The sequence below is a fragment of the Brevundimonas sp. 357 genome (assembly GCF_003938605.1).
GTDB lineage: Bacteria > Pseudomonadota > Alphaproteobacteria > Caulobacterales > Caulobacteraceae > Brevundimonas.
In genome coordinates, this window is the sequence record NZ_RHWX01000008.1 from 1 (window position 1) to 14,974 (window position 14,974).

Annotated in this window: 15 protein-coding genes; 6 read left to right on the forward strand and 9 right to left on the reverse strand. The window is 68.7% G+C overall.

Features of this window, described 5'->3' with window-relative positions; translation table 11 throughout:
- The first annotated feature begins 148 nt into the window (after positions 1-148).
- Positions 149-1,039: an ArdC family protein gene (locus tag EGK63_RS08400; protein WP_125900823.1), complete on the forward strand. Its 891-nt coding sequence runs from the start codon at positions 149-151 to the stop codon at positions 1,037-1,039.
- 52 nt (positions 1,040-1,091) lie between these two features.
- On the opposite strand, the gene EGK63_RS08405 is transcribed toward EGK63_RS08400, so the two are convergent.
- Together EGK63_RS08405 and EGK63_RS08410 are read right to left on the reverse strand one after the other, a co-directional pair.
- A complete protein-coding gene (locus EGK63_RS08405; RefSeq protein WP_054765294.1) occupies positions 1,092-2,720 on the reverse strand; it encodes a hypothetical protein in 1,629 nt (542 codons plus the stop codon).
- The gene (locus tag EGK63_RS08410; protein WP_054765295.1) at positions 2,720-3,541 is read right to left on the reverse strand and encodes a hypothetical protein; all 822 of its coding nucleotides are present in this window, start codon (positions 3,539-3,541) and stop codon (positions 2,720-2,722) included. Before EGK63_RS08410 ends, EGK63_RS08405 begins: the two co-directional genes overlap by 1 nt.
- A 283-nt stretch (positions 3,542-3,824) precedes the next feature.
- Between EGK63_RS08410 and mobC the strand changes: the two genes are divergently transcribed.
- From mobC to EGK63_RS08435, 5 genes are all read left to right on the forward strand, one after another.
- Positions 3,825-4,346, forward strand: coding sequence for a plasmid mobilization relaxosome protein MobC (gene mobC / locus EGK63_RS08415; RefSeq protein ID WP_054765296.1), 522 nt, complete (start codon positions 3,825-3,827; stop codon positions 4,344-4,346).
- Positions 4,343-5,335: a relaxase/mobilization nuclease domain-containing protein gene (locus tag EGK63_RS08420; protein ID WP_054766882.1), complete on the forward strand. Its 993-nt coding sequence runs from the start codon at positions 4,343-4,345 to the stop codon at positions 5,333-5,335. The genes mobC and EGK63_RS08420 overlap by 4 nt, the downstream gene beginning before the upstream one ends.
- A 71-nt stretch (positions 5,336-5,406) precedes the next feature.
- Positions 5,407-6,000 (forward strand): DUF6088 family protein, encoded by a 594-nt coding sequence (locus EGK63_RS08425; protein WP_054766883.1) that lies wholly within the window; start codon positions 5,407-5,409, stop codon positions 5,998-6,000.
- Positions 5,993-7,009: a nucleotidyl transferase AbiEii/AbiGii toxin family protein gene (locus EGK63_RS08430; protein ID WP_054765297.1), complete on the forward strand. Its 1,017-nt coding sequence runs from the start codon at positions 5,993-5,995 to the stop codon at positions 7,007-7,009. The genes EGK63_RS08425 and EGK63_RS08430 overlap by 8 nt, the downstream gene beginning before the upstream one ends.
- Entirely contained in the window at positions 7,006-7,692 is a 687-nt protein-coding gene (locus EGK63_RS08435; RefSeq protein ID WP_054765298.1) for a hypothetical protein, read from the forward strand. The genes EGK63_RS08430 and EGK63_RS08435 overlap by 4 nt, the downstream gene beginning before the upstream one ends.
- Positions 7,693-7,863: 171 nt before the next feature.
- On the opposite strand, the gene EGK63_RS08440 is transcribed toward EGK63_RS08435, so the two are convergent.
- From EGK63_RS08440 to EGK63_RS08470, 7 genes are all read right to left on the reverse strand, one after another.
- On the reverse strand, positions 7,864-8,448 hold the full coding sequence (locus EGK63_RS08440; protein ID WP_054765299.1) for an LPD7 domain-containing protein: 585 nt from the start codon (positions 8,446-8,448) through the stop codon (positions 7,864-7,866).
- Positions 8,445-10,265, reverse strand: a complete 1,821-nt coding sequence (locus tag EGK63_RS08445; RefSeq protein WP_054765300.1) for a type IV secretory system conjugative DNA transfer family protein — start codon at positions 10,263-10,265, stop codon at positions 8,445-8,447. Before EGK63_RS08445 ends, EGK63_RS08440 begins: the two co-directional genes overlap by 4 nt.
- Positions 10,231-11,238 (reverse strand): P-type DNA transfer ATPase VirB11, encoded by a 1,008-nt coding sequence (virB11, locus tag EGK63_RS08450; RefSeq protein ID WP_054765301.1) that lies wholly within the window; start codon positions 11,236-11,238, stop codon positions 10,231-10,233. The genes EGK63_RS08445 and virB11 overlap by 35 nt, the downstream gene beginning before the upstream one ends.
- Entirely contained in the window at positions 11,238-12,353 is a 1,116-nt protein-coding gene (virB10, locus tag EGK63_RS08455; RefSeq protein WP_197273290.1) for a type IV secretion system protein VirB10, read from the reverse strand. The genes virB11 and virB10 overlap by 1 nt, the downstream gene beginning before the upstream one ends.
- Entirely contained in the window at positions 12,350-13,177 is an 828-nt protein-coding gene (locus EGK63_RS08460; protein WP_054765302.1) for a TrbG/VirB9 family P-type conjugative transfer protein, read from the reverse strand. The genes virB10 and EGK63_RS08460 overlap by 4 nt, the downstream gene beginning before the upstream one ends.
- The gene (locus EGK63_RS08465; RefSeq protein ID WP_054765303.1) at positions 13,174-13,857 is read right to left on the reverse strand and encodes a virB8 family protein; all 684 of its coding nucleotides are present in this window, start codon (positions 13,855-13,857) and stop codon (positions 13,174-13,176) included. The genes EGK63_RS08460 and EGK63_RS08465 overlap by 4 nt, the downstream gene beginning before the upstream one ends.
- Before the next feature lie 189 nt (positions 13,858-14,046).
- Positions 14,047-14,967 (reverse strand): type IV secretion system protein, encoded by a 921-nt coding sequence (locus EGK63_RS08470; RefSeq protein ID WP_054765304.1) that lies wholly within the window; start codon positions 14,965-14,967, stop codon positions 14,047-14,049.
- Between the last annotated feature and the right edge of the window lie 7 nt (positions 14,968-14,974).

Here is a 14,974-nt window from a genome sequence, read left to right on the forward strand (position 1 = left end):
GCTTTTTTTTTTTTTTTATCTTTCCGTGGTGGTGTTGTGGTGTGGGGTTTCATATTGCTTTTTGCCCCCCCCCCCCCCCCCGGGGGGGGGGGGGGGGCCCCCCCCCCCGCCGCTCCTTCATCCGAAAATCCCTCTCGAGGAGGCCGCCATGACGCGCCCCGCCGATCCCGCACGCCCGGACATCCATAGCCGGATCACCCAACAGATCATCGCCCAGCTCGAAGCCGGCGTTCGCCCCTGGACCCAGCCGTGGAAAGCCAAGAGCTCCGTCAGCCGCCCGCTGCGCCATGACGGCACGCCATACAACGGCATCAATGTCGTCCTGCTCTGGGGCGAGGCCGCGAGCCGTGGCTTCAGCCGATCGACCTGGATGACCTTCCGCCAGGCGCTGGCCCTCGGCGCCCACGTCCGCAAGGGCGAACGCGGCGCGACGGTCGTCTACGCCAACCAGATCGTCCGGGAGGACACAGACGACACCGGAGCCGACGTCCAGCAGCGCATCCCGTTCCTGAAGGCCTACACCGTCTTCAACGTCGATCAGATCGAGGGCCTGCCAGATCGCTACGGCGAGCCGGAGACGATCGAGATCAATCCGGACGAGCGGATCGCGCGCATCGACGCCTTCTTCAGGCACTGCGGCGCGGACATTCGTCACGGCGGTGGAAGCGCCTATTACGCCCCGGGTCCGGATCATGTGCAGATGCCGCCGTTCGAATGTTTCGAGACGGCGGATGCCTATTACAGCACGCTCTGCCACGAGATGACCCACTGGACGCGTCATCCCAGCCGCCTGGACCGGGACTTCGGCCGGCAGCGTTTCGGCGATCCGGGCTACGCTCGCGAGGAACTTGTCGCCGAACTGGGGGCCGCCTTCCTCTGCGCGGACCTCGGGCTCGCCCTGGAACCGCGCGAGGACCATGCCGCCTATATCGCCAACTCGCTGCAGGTCCTGAAGGACGATGTACGGTTTGTCGTCTCGGCCGCCTCTCATGCGCAGAAGGCCGTGGATCACCTAAAGGCGCTTCAGCCTCCGCCCTGAGGCTGATTAACCGCCCGATTGCGGACCCAGAAGTTGCCAGAACCGCAATGGACTACGCCGCGGACCCACCGGGTTGGGCCGCGATGGCCTCAGTCAGCGCCGATACCGCGATCACGACGTTTTCCAGAAGAGTACGCCCCTGGATCACTGCCGGGGCCTTCGGATCGACGCGAAGTCGGTCGAGCGCCGAAGCGACGTCCGATCCGAGATGAGCATCGGCCAGACGCAGATCATAGAGGCCGAACAGCGGCGCCATGAGCGCCTTCGCCGCCATCTCGCCGACACCGGTGGACGCGAGGGCTTCAAGCGCCTTGAGCGCCTTGACGCCCCCAATGACATGGCCACGCGCAACGGCGGCGTTGCGAACGGCGTCGACATCTACTCGCTCGATGAACAAGCGCGTGACGTCTTTCGCGAGGGATAGCAAACCGTCGGGTTCCGCTGCACGAAACCGGTGCGATCGCTTCAGCAGATCATTGACTGACTGATGTGGGCGCAGAATCTCGCTTCCGAACACGTCTCGGAATGTCGCCTCGAACGCACCCAGCACTTCTGGCAATACATGCTCCGGGGCAGTTGTATCCGCCGGGTTCACCATCATCTGAACCTGGAAGAGCTCGGCGGAAACGCCGCCGTCTTCAGCCACGCTGTGAGCAGCCCAGATGCGCTGTTCCCACGCCTGAAGGCGACCGACATCCTTGGCGAATACATTGATGAGGCCTCGCTCATTCAAACCGAAATGCAGCGGCGCCTCAGCTGCCCCGACGGCGCCGGTTTCTGCGCTGGCCCACTGCAGCCGGCTGCCGCGGTGTCGCAAAAGATGCCCGACCAGAGTTGGTTCGAAGAAAAGCCAGTCGATGCCTCTCTGCAACGCATCGGCGGTGACACGCTCACCGCGAGGTCCTGACGCAAATGCAATCGGGTTGGGATCGCGATCGCCGCGGACGCGCGGACTGAAATCGCCTGGCTCGAACCACTCCGTTCGCCATAAGACGCCGGCGATCCGGAACCCGTCGCCGCCCAATCCCAACTTCCGTCTGGGGGCGATCCGGCCCTCATGCGTGTCGCGATTGTTCTCGAGGCTGTACCCCTCTTCGGGCCAAGAGAAGCTGGGCGCCTCATCCGCCTCGACAACTCGCTCGTGGTAGCTGGACAGGTAGAGTTTCATCGAACGAGCAGCGAGATAGTCGGCAAGAAACTCGGCGCGGATCTCCAATCGAACCGGGCGATCTTCATCGCGGATGAGGCGTACGACCTCCGCCCAGCCTTCGTCAGGCCGAAACCAGGTGTCGCCATCGCGGCTCAGACGGAGGGCCAGGACCAGATCAGGGTGAAGGTGCCAGACGCCGTCCGCCGCGCCTTCGAGGTCCTGATCTATGACGAGGTTGATCCCCAGCGGCCCGTCGAAGCGATTGTCCAAGTAGACGTCGGCGGGATGGTACTCTCCGTTCCAGACGAAGGCGCGATGAGGCTGGAGGCTCAGGTCGCCCCAGTTCAGACGTGCCGCGCTTTCCTCTTTCCCGGCGTAAACCGCCAGTGTGGCGACACCCGCAAAGCGCTTCGCCGATCTCAGGTCCTCGGGCGCCTCCAGATCAACATCGTGGTTGGCTCTAAGGGGGATCCAAGATTGGCCCGCGACGGCTGGAACGTCGCCCATTTCGAAGTAGGCCTGGTTCAACATCAGACGGCTTTCGCTTCTGGAGCGTTCTTTGCCTCGAACTTGGTGATGGCTTCCACCTGCTCCCCGACCAGCGCTTGGAAGGCGTCGAAGGCGACGTAGCATTGGTCGCACTCGAGCTGCAGCAAATCTGCGACCTTGTTCAAATCGAGAGGAGGCGTTCCGCCGACTCCGTAGCTCACGACGCCCGTCGCCCCATCGACGTAGCGGGTCACCGTATTGCTCAGCCCCAGAAGGAGCCGGGGTGAGAAGCGGTGGTTGTAGGCGTTCCGGAAGTCGTGGGTTTGGGCTTTGAAGCCGCTGCCGGCGATGGGTTCGACCTTGAGCTTGAAGCGAAGAAACTTCCCCCAGGTGCGACCAAAGGGCTCGACGTCGTTCAAGTAGAGGTTCTTGTCGGGAAACTCGTCTCTCCAGTTCTCGAGGTCTTTAGCCATGTTCGCCTGGTGGGACAGGTGGGCCGCCGCGACCGCGAAGCGCGATTTGATCGCGTACGGCGCGCTGAGCGCGGCGACGCCGAGGATGCCGATAAACTCGTGCGCGACTTCCATCTTCGCGTCATCATCCATCGGCTCGACGATGATCGCCCACGCTCGCAGACGCGCGACGTGGTGAGTGAGGTCGTTGATCACATTGGCGAGGTCGGTGGCGTAGTCCTCAAGCATGCTGCTGTACACAAGCCAGAGGCCGCTGATGGGGTTCGGGAGGGTCCACCAGCGATACGGCATGAAGCGTTTCGCGACCCCCGACGCATCGAGCGCGGCTCTGTAGTCGGCATAGGCCGCGTTGAGACGGGCTGACCGTTTCAGGCTGAAATCGTCGGGCATATAGTCTCGCCACTCCGTCGATACGACGCCGGATCCTGCAAACCTGCGCGTGCAGAACAACGCGCGTCACAAGCCTAGGCGCGATCCCCTGTTCTCCACAAACGCGACGTCTCCCGGCGTCGCGCCGCCTCGGTTGGGGCGCCCTTCAGGGCGGCGGGCGAGCGGCCGTGAAGCGGACGCCGAGGGGAGGGCGGGCAGCACCGGAGGCCTACGGGGCGAGGGTGGTGACGGTCTAGGGCAGGATAGGCTTTGCGCCGGCAATGTCTGACAGACCAACCTCCCGATGAACCGCCTCACCCTTCGCGTCTCGCCCGATCTGATCCGCCGGTTCGACGCCGCGGCGGCGGGTCAGGGCGGGCGCTCCCGCTTGCTTCGTCGGCTCATGGAGGGGGCTGCGCAGGCACCCGTCCCGACGTCGCTGGAGGCGGTCTGCGCGCCCAGATCCGGCAAGCTGACACTGCGCCTCAGCGAGGCTGACCTGCGTCTCCTGGAGGCCGAGGCCGCCGCTGTCGGGCTATCGCGAACCCAATGGAGTGTCTCGCTCATCCGGCGGCGGTTGCGGGATCGTCCGCAGTTCAGCCGTCCCGAGGCCCTGGCGCTGATCGAGGTGCGGCGCGAGCTGCGGCGCATCGGCGTGAACATCAACCAGATCGCCCGCGCCCTGAACACGGCGGTGATGGAGGGGCAGGTGCTCGATCTTGAGCTGGCCCAGCTCGGCGCCTTCCAGGCCGAGATCGCGGCCTGGGTGGAAGCGCTCGGCGAGGCCTTCGACGGCAACCTGTCCTATTGGGCCGCGCGGCCGTGAGCGATTTCCGCTCGCCGCGTGGGTTCGAGGAGGCGTTGCGGCCGCCGGTCGATCCTCGCCGCGCGCGGATCACGCCCACGGTGCTTCGGCCGTCCCGAAACAGGGATCAGGATCCGGTCGCTCGTTTCGTCCGCGTCGCGCGCCGGGCGCCGGAGGTGATGGTCAAGGTGACCGGCCGAACCCGGGACGGCGACCACCTGAAGGCGCATCTCGACTACATCAGCCGCAACGGCGCCGTGGCTCTGGAAGGGCCGGACGGGGAGCGGTTGGACGGCCGCGCCGAGGTGCGTGCGCTCGCCCGCGATTGGGCCGAGGAATTCGCGATGGAGCCGGGACGCAGGCGCGACGCCTCGATCTCCCTGTCGATCGTGCTCAGCATGCCGGCGGGGGCTGATGCGGTGCGTCTGCATGACGCCGCCCGGGCGTTCGCGGCCGAGACCTTCGGCGAGCGCTTCGCCTATGTCTTCGCCCTGCATGACGAGGGACGGCACCCGCACGTGCATCTGACGGTGCGCCGGCTGGGACGCGACGGCGAACGGCTCAATCCGCGAAAGGCCGACCTGCAGATCTGGCGCGAGGGGTTCGCCCGGGCGCTGCGCAACCGGTCCATCGAGGCGGAGGCCACCCCGCGGCGCGCGCGTGGCGTGACCCGCAAGGCCGAACGGATGCCGATCCGCAAGATGCGAGAGCGGTTCTTGGCCGGGAAGGGGGAGTTGCCCGACGCGCTCGCCGCCGCCTATCGCGATGCGCTTCGGGAGGGCGGCGGTCGAGGTCCGTGGTTGGACGCGATCGAGGCGCGCGAGCTGGCGATGCGGCGCGCCCTGGTCGCTGAAGCGGTTCGCTTGGGTCGGTCCGATCGGCCGGCGGATCGCGCCCTGGCCCTGGTGGTGGAGCGGTTCGTGCGGGAGCGGCCCGGGCCGAAAACCCGCGACCAGGCCTTGAGGGACGCGGCCGTCGATCGCTCGACCGGGCGGGAGCGAAGCCGATGAAGCAGTGCGTTTCCATGGGCTCGGTTGCGGAGTGTCAGAAACAGAACTATATTTCTGACAAGGAGACGATCATGCAGGTGCTCGCTGAACAGATCATGGAGCGCGCCCAGGCCTTGCCGGAGGGCGCGCCGGTCGCCGCCAAGGGGCTGCTCCATCTGGGCAGCCGCGCGGCGGTGGATCAGGCCCTGTCGCGCCTCGTGCGACGGGGGCGGCTCGTGCGCGCCGGGCGCGGCGTCTACATGCGTCCGCTGGAAAGCCGCTTCGGATCGCGGACGCCTTCGGTGGAAACGGTCGTGCGCGCGGTGAGCGAGCAGCGTGGCGAGGTCGTCGCCTCCAATGGGGCGGCGGCCGCCAACGCCCTGGGCCTGACCACCCAGGTGCCGATCCGCATGGTCTATCTGACCAACGGCAAGAGCCGGCTCCTAAACGTCGGCAAGCAGACGGTGGAGTTTCAGCACGCGCCCGCATGGCAGCTGCTCCTGGCCGATCGTCCAGCCGGCGAAGCGGTTCGCGCCCTGGCCTGGCTGGGGCCGGAGAAGGCCGCTACGGCGCTGGAGGCCCTGAAACGAAAACTGGGGCCTGCCGCCTTCGGCGAACTGGTGTCCGTCGGACCGCGTCTGCCGACCTGGCTGGCGCGGTCGGTCAGCCAGGCGGCCCATGTCTGAGACCTTCCTGCAGCTTTCAGCCGAGGACCGGGCCGAAGCCCTCGCGGCGGCGGCGTCGGAGTCCGGCCGGCCCGCTCATCTCCTTGAGAAGGATGTCTGGGTTGTCTGGGCCCTGAGCGCGTTGTTCGAGGCGCCCGTGGGTGAAGGCCTGGTTTTCAAGGGCGGGACGTCCCTGTCCAAGGCTTATGACGTCATCCAGCGGTTCTCGGAAGACATCGATCTGACCTGGGACATCCGTCGCCTGCTTCCCGATCTGGCCAATGCGCCCGAAGACCCGGTGCCGGAGACTCGCGCCGAGGAGCGGCGCTGGTCCCGGGATGTCCAGCGGCTGTTGCCGCTCTGGGTCGATGGCGAGGTGCGGCCGCTTCTGGAAGCCCGGATCGCCGCCGAGGGCGTCGGCGCCACGGTGCGGATCGAGGGCGCCAAAGCCTTTGTCGACTATGCGCCGACCAGCACCGGCACCGGCTACGTCTCGCCCAGCGTGATGCTCGAGTTCGGCGCGCGGGCGACCGGCGAGCCCAGCGCGCCGCGACCGGTGGTCTGCGATGCGGCGGCTCATCTGCAAGGAATCGTCTTCCCGACCGCCACGCCGCGGGTGATGGCGGCCGAACGGACGTTCTGGGAGAAGGCCACCGCCGCCCATGTCTATTGCGCGCAGGGACGACTGCGGGGCGATCGCTTCTCTCGCCACTGGCACGATCTGTCGCGGCTGGACGCGGCCGGCTTCGCCGACACCGCGATCGCGGATCGGGCGGTCGCCGAGGCGGTCGCGCGACACAAGGCGATGTTCTTCCGCGAGACCGCCGACGGCGCGGAGATCGACTATGGACAGGCGGTCACGGGCGGGCTGCGTCTGAAGCCTGAAGGCGCCTCGCTTGAGGCCCTCAGGGACGACTACCGCCGGATGGTCGAGGACGGCCTGCTGGAGGCGGACGCCGAGCCCTTCGAGACGCTGATGGACACCTGTGAGGCGCTCGCGGACCGCGCCAACGCCCCGACGGCCCGGTGATCCTGCGCTACGCGCCGATCGAGCAGGAAGCGATCCTGCTGAAGGCGGTCTGGGACATGATCGACGACATGGTCAATCTGGAGATCTTCGACTACCCGATGACCTCCCGCCCGACCAATCTGGTGTTCAAGTCGGGAACCCATAAACGAGTCTTCGCCATCCTGCTGGCGGATTTCCTGGCCCAGCCCCGGCCGTCTGCGCTGCCCTTCGCCTTCGCCCCTTCGACGGCAGACGCGCGCGAGACCGATCGAACCTATCTGTTCTATCTGGACGCCATCGGCCGTCAGCCGACCCTGGGCGCCGACGCCTCCGGTCTGGCGGCTTCCGCCTCGGCCTTCGCGGACTGGCTGAACGCGGAGTGCTTCTGTCCCAAGGTCTGGCTTCCCGAACTCGACCTGTCGGTGGACCTGCGCGTCTCCCGCATCTGGCTGCTCAAGATCGTGGGCGACGCCAACAAGCACAACTTCTCCCGGCTCGATGCACGGGTGAAGCAGATCAGGGCGATGCTCGCGCGGCACGGCCATGAGATCGATGAGGGGATGGTCTATCGGTCCCTGCCGGACTTCCAGCAGTGGTTCTACACCGACGTCTTCTCCTATCATGCCAGCACCATCGGCGAGTTCCTGGACCAGATCCGCCGGGCCCTGTTCGCCTACCTCTCGCCGGAGTTCGCCCGGGCCTAGCGACGTGGCGCCCGGTTCGAGGGCGATTACAGCTTCGATGTTCCGGCGGACATCCGCGATCCGCTGGCGCTGGGCATGTATTGGGACCTGATCAACCGGATGAGGGACGGCGTCGGATTCCCGGCCTTCACCGTGTCGCCGTATCTGAAGAACAATTTCTAGGCGCGACCGCTAGCGCCGCCGCTCGCGGTCGCGCGTCGTGTCCCGTTCCGTCGGACGCGCGCGGCCGGCGCGTGCCCAGGCGGCCTCCAGCAGCCTGGTCTGGATGGCGGGATCGGGGATGAGACGGGCCACCACCACGGCCGCGCGGGCGAGCCGCTCGGCGAGCGGATCCTGGAGGGGCTTCTGGGAGGAGGCCCGGTCGATCCCGGCCGCCTGGCGATCGCGGTCCCTGGGCCGATGGCCGTGGACCTCCAGACCCAGGCTCTGGGCCTGGATCCAGACCTCGCGCCGGAAGGCGGGGTCGCCCGAGACCTGTATCCGCTCCCAGCCGCGGTGCCGTGCGATCTTGAGCATGTCGATGACGGCGTCGGGATAGGCCTGGGTCGAGGTGAGCGATCCACCCCGGTCGCGGAACATCGGCGCGGGGGCACGATGATCCCGGAAGAACCGCTCCGCCCGGCCCCTGAGATCGCGCTCGACCAGATAGCGGTCGAGCACCGCGTCGGGCACGTCGCCCTTGGCGGTCGAGCGGGCGGCTGCGCCGGGCGCGGGCCGCAGGCGGTTGGCCGCCGGCGCGGACACTGGCGGGGTCATGGCTCGCGCTCCGGCGGGGTGGCGTCGACGACGCGGTCGAGCCAGGCCGCGACATCGGTTTCATCCGCGTCGGGCGGGGGCGGAGGAAGGCCTTCGGCGGCGAAGGCGCGGGCGATGACGTCGAAATCCATGGGGTCCTCCTCGAGAGCGGACGGGACGACCGGCGCATCGACCGTCGGCGCGGGCGTGGGAGGGGGACGCAGACGGCGCCGGAAGATCCGCTCCCGCCAGTAGGCGATCTTGATGCCGCGAACGGGCGGCAGGCCGGCCTTGAGAACGATCAGGGCGGTCTGCGGAAGCTGCATGAGCTCCTGGGGCAGCATCAGCGCCCGGCGCTGATCGGACACGGTCGTACTGCGTCGGCCGCGCGCGAGGCCGGTCGGCCGGCTGCGGCTTCGCCCGTCCGTCGTATAATAGCCCAGCCGTTCGCTGAGCTCCCGGGCGATCCTCAGTTCCTTGGGCGCGAAGACGATCTCGATGCCGCAATTGGTCATCACGTCCTCGGCCAGATCGGGTCCGTAGAGCGCCCGGAGCTGGGAGGGACTCTGAAGCACGGCCAGCAGACGCAGCCCGTAGCCCGCCACCCAGGCGAAGGCGTGGGCCAGCACCGGCGCCGGGCCGAGGCGAGCGAATTCGTCGAGCATGACGAGGGTGGGACGGTCGGCGGGGGCCGGAAGGCTGCGGCTGTTGAGATCGACCAGCTGCTGGAAGAGCAGGGCGTAGAGTGGCTGTATCCTCAGCATGTTGTCCGGCGTGGCCCCCAGATAGAGGGAGAGCCGCCCGCGGCGCAGATCGCGCAGGTCGAAATCCGAGACCGAGGTGGCGGCGTCGATCCGGGGGTTGAGCCACAGGCCCATCCGGGTGGTGATCGACTGACGCACGGAGGCGAAGGTGTTCTCGCTGGAGCTGGTGAAGTCCGTCAGGGCGGCGACGACGGGCCCCGGAAGAGGGCGTCCCTCCCGCGCGCGCGCCGCAACGATGCGGGGCAGACGGGCGCGGGCGTCGCCGGCGGTGAGCTGGCGGAAGATCTCGCCGAGGGTGAAGGGGCGATCGGGCGTGGCGGCGACATAGCCGCCGACGCCGATGAAGCCGGTGCGCGACGCCTCCGCCCAGAAGGGATCGGCCCTGTCATGGGCTGGAAACAGCATCGCCGCCATGCGCTGGAGTTCGTCCAGCACCTGGATCGGGTCCGAACGGTCGATGTGATCCAGCGGGTTGAAGCGGGCGGTGCGGCCGTCCGGCGCCAGCGGATCGAATAGATGGACCGTCTGGCCGGCCTCGGCCCGATAGCCGGCGGTGGCGAGATAGTTCTCACGTTTGATGTCCAGCACCACGATCGAGTCCGGCCAGGCGAGCAGGTTCGGAATGACCACGCCGACGCCCTTGCCGGTGCGCGTCGGGGCGTAGAGCATCACATGCTCCGGGCCGTCGGCGATCAGGAACCTCCCGTCCGCCCGGCCCAGGACCACGCCGCAGCGCGATCTGAGACCGGCGCGGCTCTGTTCGGCCGCCGACGCCCATCGGGCGGCGCCGTGCAGAGGGCGTCTCTGGCGGAGCAGGACAGCGACGATGAGGATCCCGCCGACCAGACCCGCGCATGACAGGCCCACGGTCAGCCAGCGTCGCACCTCGGGATCGTGACGGTAGTACCAGAGCCAGCCGGGGACGCGCGTCGGGTCGATGTCGCCGGAGAACCGACCCAGGCCGATGAGGGCGATGGTCACGGTGAGGACGCCCAGGACCACGGCGGCGCCGAGAGCCGCGGTGGCGATCAGCGCCGCCCTAGTCGCCGGGCTGGCGCTTGCGAACCGGGTCATGCCAGACCTCCGTCACACGGAACCGGCCGTCGACCTTCTTCATCTGGACGACGACATCGACGAGCAGGTGCAACAGGGCGCGGATATCCTCGCGCGGCAGATCGCGCCCGCCTTCGGACTCCCGCACTAGCAAGGTCAGTTGCTCGAAGGCGAGGGCGGCCGAATCCGCGTGCACGGTGGTGATCGAACCGGGATGCCCCGAGTTGACGTTGCGCAGGTAGAAGAACGCCGTGCCGTCGCGAAGCTCCTGAAGCAGGATGCGGTCCGGCCGCATGCGCAGGGCGCTTTCCAGAAGCTGTTTGGGGCCGATCCGGGCCAGACCCTGGCCGTCCTTGGAATAGACCAGATGGACGACGTTGCGGTGGGGCGTCACGAACTCGCGGGTGTCCTCGATCGTCAGCAGACGCTCATGATCGGGGATGAGGGCGATCAGACCCTTGGCCAGGGTGGTCTTGCCCGAGCCGGTAGCGCCCGAGATCAGGATGTTGCGGCGAGCGGTGACGGCCAGGGTGAGGAAGCCCGGCCAATCTCCGACCTCGCGCAGGCGCGTCAGCTCGGCATCGACGGGATCGGCGGTCTCGGCGCGGGCGTCGGCGACCTGGTCGAACAGGCCGGCCGCCGCGAACTCGGCCAGGCCCAGGCGTCGCCGCGACGGCTTTCTCAGGGTCAGGGACAGGCCGCCGTCGGCGACCGCGGGCGGCAACACGATCTGGCAACGGATGTCGCCGGGCAGGGTGGTCGAGCAGATTGGCTGTTCGGGGCTGACGTCCTGTCGGGTGTAGGCGGCGGCCGCGATCGCGAGCGTGCGCAGCCAGGCTTCGGTCAGCTCCGGCGTCTCGGCCCAGCGCCAGACGCCGTCGGCTTCGACCCCGACCTCGCCGGGACGGTTGACGACGACCTCCGTCACCGTCTCCGGCTCCAGAAAGGGGCGCAGCGGCGCGAGGTAGTGATCGAGGACGGAGGTGTCGTCCATCACCGGGATCGCAGCCGATAGACGCCGGCGAAGTCCAGATCCTGGGCGACGAAGATCGATACCTCCGCGCCCTGGCCCTTTCGCAGCGTCGGCGGGATATCGACCGAGCCCTGCAGGGCGACCCCGGCCGCGTCGGACGGGAGGCGGGCGGTCGCGCCGCCGTCGTCGCGGCCCACGGCGGCGTAGACGCCGTCGTCGACGATCGACAGCAGCAGCGCGCCCCCGAACCGATCCCAGAAGCGGGTGTCGACCACGCCGTCGAAGCCGGATCGGCCGAGCGCATCGGCGGCCGGCGAGGCGAGGGCGACGGCGACTCCCGTGGGCGTCACCGCCCGGGTCCAGAGGACGAACAGACGGCGCCGGCCTTGCTGGAGGCCGCCGCGATACTCGCCGAGGACCCGGGTGCCCCGCTCCATCAGCACCACGGCGCCGTTGTCGGACCAGGCATCGCGGGACAGGACACAGGTCACATAGCCCGGAGTGGTGCTGTCCATGGCCGTCTGCAGCACGCAGGGGACGCTGGTCCCGGCGGTGATCAGCAGATTGCGGTCGGGCAGGCGGTGCGCGCGGGCCTGACCGACCGGGGTGACCTGCCTGAGCTGGTCCAGAGAGGTCTGCGGTCCCGCAGGCGCGCCGGGCGCCGGTGCCTGCGGAGGAATAGCGGAGCCGCCGCCCGCCCGGCTGTAGGCCAGCAGCGGCGCCCGCCGCGCGCTTTCAGCCAGAGCGCGTCGTTCCTCCGCTGGCGACGGACCGGAGCGGGGCGCGCCTTGAGGTCCGGCCTCGATCGGCGGAACGGAAGGCCCGTCGTCGAGCACGGGGGCCTGGGGATCGACGATCGGGTCGCTGAGCAAGGGCGCCGGGTCGCGACGCGCGGGCTCGAACGGCGCGGTCTGGCGCGGCGGGTCATCACGCGTCGTCGGGCCTTCGGCGTCGCGGTCGCCCCGATCCCAGCTCGCGATCAGGAAGACGCCGCAACCGGCGGCGAGCGCGGCGAGGGTGATCATCTTGCCGCGCGGTCCGCCAAACCGTCCGGCGATCGGCGAGACGCCGCGGTCCGCCGCCGTCGAGGCCGGGGACGGACTCTCGTCCGGAGGCGGCGCCGCGACCCCGGTCATGACGGATCTCCGAGGGGAGCCCGATCGACGACAGGCGAGGCCGTGCCCGTGCCCAGGCCCCTGCCGCGCGGATCGAAGGCGTCGTTGAACAGGCAGAGGACCGATGATCCGCGTCTCAGCCGCAGGCCGCGCGCGACTCCGTGGACGACCACCAACTCACCGCGCACGTCGTAGGGGATAAGCCGCTCCGAGCCGTCCTCGGCGACCTCGAACAGGGCCGGCAAGGCCTGAACCCCCGGAAAGCGCAGGATAGTGAAGCGGCCGTTGTCGCTGACCTCGCTCGGCTGCAGGGCCGCGTCGCCCTGTGCGGACCAGGCCAGATTGCGCGGACCCTCGAGCACGCCGCGGTCCAGTTCGAGGCCGATCAGGCGCTGTTCGACCGCCTCGGCCTGAACGGCAAGGGCGCGGGCGGTCTGGGCCTGATCGTCGGCCGGGTAGCGGAAGCGCACCTGATAGGCGAGGGCGGCGCGGTCGCCAGGGTCGCGCGCGACCAGTTCGAAGGCGTAGTGGCGGATGACGCCGGCCCGCTCGGTGACCACCAGCAGATTGGTCGCCTGATGGCGCTCGCGCGGCTTCAGGAACAGCACCGACCCTTCGGCGGCCACCTCCCAGGCGACGCTGTCGCCGATCGCGGCGTGGCGGATGATCTCCTCGGGGGAGAAGACGATCTGGGTCGCCGTCCGGAAGGCGCCGGCGATGCGGTAGACCGCCGTCGGGTCGTAGACGGCCTCCCGGATCCGGGGATCGGGGGGTGTTTGCGCCATCGCCGGGGCGGCGAGAACAAGCCCGGCGATCAGGGCCAGGGCCGGCAGGGGACGTGTCATCGGATGACCTCCGGATCGGCGCGGTAGGAGGTCACCTGGAAGCCGAGAGGGTTCCTCAGCCGGTCAGGCTCCGACATCGGCGCGCGCGTGTAGGTGAAGGCAATGGTGGCGATCCAGTCGCTCTCGACGGTCTGCTGGTCCTGTCGGACCGTGCGTCGGAAGCGGACATTGGCGACGCCGTCGTTGATGAAGCCTATGGCGCGGATCGCCACGATGGCCTCGCCGTCCGGACCGTAGAGATTCTGCGGACTGGCCGGGTTGGAACCCCGGAATAGATCGGCCCAACGGCGTTGCTCGCCGGGCGCGGACAGGATGGACACCAGCCGGAAGGCGTCCTCCGCCGCCGGATCGAGATAGCCCTCCCGCTGGCGGACATATTGTCCGAGGAAATATTTGCTGACCGCTTCCTCGTAACGGACCGGCCCGTCCTCGGCGGAGAGGCCGCGCATGACGTCGACCGCGCCGGTGGCCTGATCGACCCGGATCACGAAGGGCTCGGTCGATTTGAGCGGCGTCAGCAGGGCGACGGCTCCGGTCGAGACCACGGCCAGACCCGTGGCGAGCGCTGCGGCGGACCAGGCCAGGCGGCGTGAGCGGAGCGCCGAAGCCAGGCGGTCTTGGTCCCAGCGCCGCGCCTCGACGAAATAGCGCTGCAGCTCTGAGGAGTGGACGCCGCTCATGCGCAGCCTCCCGTGTCCGGTGAGGCGACGGATTCGGCGGGAGGCTCGGACGCGGGCGTCAGCACCGATCCGTAGGGGTTGGCCGGTCGCCGGGCGGAGCCGTCGCAGGTCGGCAGCGAGGGATCGCCGCGGTGGGCGCAGGCTCCCAGCAGCAACAGGCTAGCGAGCAGAAGTGAGCGGTAGGTCATGTCAGGCGCCTCTCGGTCGGATGGAGCCGCCGCTCCTCGGGGGTTGGCGGCTGGATTCCTGCGGACCCTGGGCGCGGCCCGAGCCGCTTCCGCCCAGGGCGGCGGCGTTGGCGAAGTCGGCCAGGCCGGCGCTAGCGCCGCCGGCGATCCCGGCGGCGATGGCGGGGGTTTGCAGGAAGAAGATCGCGCCCAGCAGGCACAGGGCGATGAAGATCAGGCCGCCAATCATCGGATCGGCGCCCTGGATCGCGCCCCATTGATCGCGCACCAGCGACAACACGAGCTGGAAGATGACGATGATCAGGGCGAACAGGACGAGATAGTTCACCGCCTGGCTGAGCCAGCCGAAGAAGAAGCGCCGGGTCGCGTCGAAGAGGGCGCAGGCGATGAAGATCGGGCCGAGCGTGACGAGCAGGGCGAGCGCCAGCTTGGCCACCAGCACCACGCCGAAGCCGAGGGCCGCGGCCAGGGCGCCGACGAGGAAGACCGCCGCCGACACCACATAGGGGCCGGGATTGAAGGCCGAGGCGTCGCGCGAGATGTCCTCGCCCAGCCAGGCGGCGTAGGCGAAGAACTGGTCGAAGGCCGCGCCGACGCTGGGCGTATCCGCACCGCTGACCGCCCGGGTCAGGGCGTTGGGCAGTCCGGTGAACAACGGCTCGGTGACGAAGGTGGAATAGGCCGCCGTCGTCGCCAGCAGATAGAGGAAGGCCAGCTTCAGCGAGCGAACGGCGAAATCCATCACCGGCTCGCTGATCGCGCCGCGCAGGATGGCGACGCCGTAGAGCACGACATAGAGGACCAGGGCGATGCGCAGCGGTCCTTCGACCTCGGCGATGACCGAGGACAGCCGGTCGCCGAGAAAGACGTTCAACCGCTCGTCGATGAAGTCGTAGCTGGGCTCGAAGACGCGGAAGCTCATGGCCGGT

Excerpts from the sequence above, each read along its gene's own strand:
- virB11 (WP_054765301.1), bottom strand. The coding sequence starts at position 11,238 with ATGGACGACACCTCCGTCCTCGATCACTACCTCGCGCCGCTGCGCCCC.
- EGK63_RS08460 (WP_054765302.1), bottom strand. The coding sequence starts at position 13,177 with ATGACACGTCCCCTGCCGGCCCTGGCCCTGATCGCCGGGCTTGTTCTC.
- virB10 (WP_197273290.1), bottom strand. The coding sequence starts at position 12,353 with ATGACCGGGGTCGCGGCGCCGCCTCCGGACGAGAGTCCGTCCCCGGCC.
- mobC (WP_054765296.1), top strand. The coding sequence starts at position 3,825 with ATGAACCGCCTCACCCTTCGCGTCTCGCCCGATCTGATCCGCCGGTTC.
- EGK63_RS08400 (WP_125900823.1), top strand. The coding sequence starts at position 149 with ATGACGCGCCCCGCCGATCCCGCACGCCCGGACATCCATAGCCGGATC.
- EGK63_RS08405 (WP_054765294.1), bottom strand. The coding sequence starts at position 2,720 with ATGTTGAACCAGGCCTACTTCGAAATGGGCGACGTTCCAGCCGTCGCG.
- EGK63_RS08470 (WP_054765304.1), bottom strand. The coding sequence starts at position 14,967 with ATGAGCTTCCGCGTCTTCGAGCCCAGCTACGACTTCATCGACGAGCGG.
- EGK63_RS08440 (WP_054765299.1), bottom strand. The coding sequence starts at position 8,448 with ATGACCCCGCCAGTGTCCGCGCCGGCGGCCAACCGCCTGCGGCCCGCG.
- EGK63_RS08465 (WP_054765303.1), bottom strand. The coding sequence starts at position 13,857 with ATGAGCGGCGTCCACTCCTCAGAGCTGCAGCGCTATTTCGTCGAGGCG.
- EGK63_RS08425 (WP_054766883.1), top strand. The coding sequence starts at position 5,407 with ATGCAGGTGCTCGCTGAACAGATCATGGAGCGCGCCCAGGCCTTGCCG.
- EGK63_RS08410 (WP_054765295.1), bottom strand. The coding sequence starts at position 3,541 with ATGCCCGACGATTTCAGCCTGAAACGGTCAGCCCGTCTCAACGCGGCC.
- EGK63_RS08445 (WP_054765300.1), bottom strand. The coding sequence starts at position 10,265 with ATGACCCGGTTCGCAAGCGCCAGCCCGGCGACTAGGGCGGCGCTGATC.
- EGK63_RS08430 (WP_054765297.1), top strand. The coding sequence starts at position 5,993 with ATGTCTGAGACCTTCCTGCAGCTTTCAGCCGAGGACCGGGCCGAAGCC.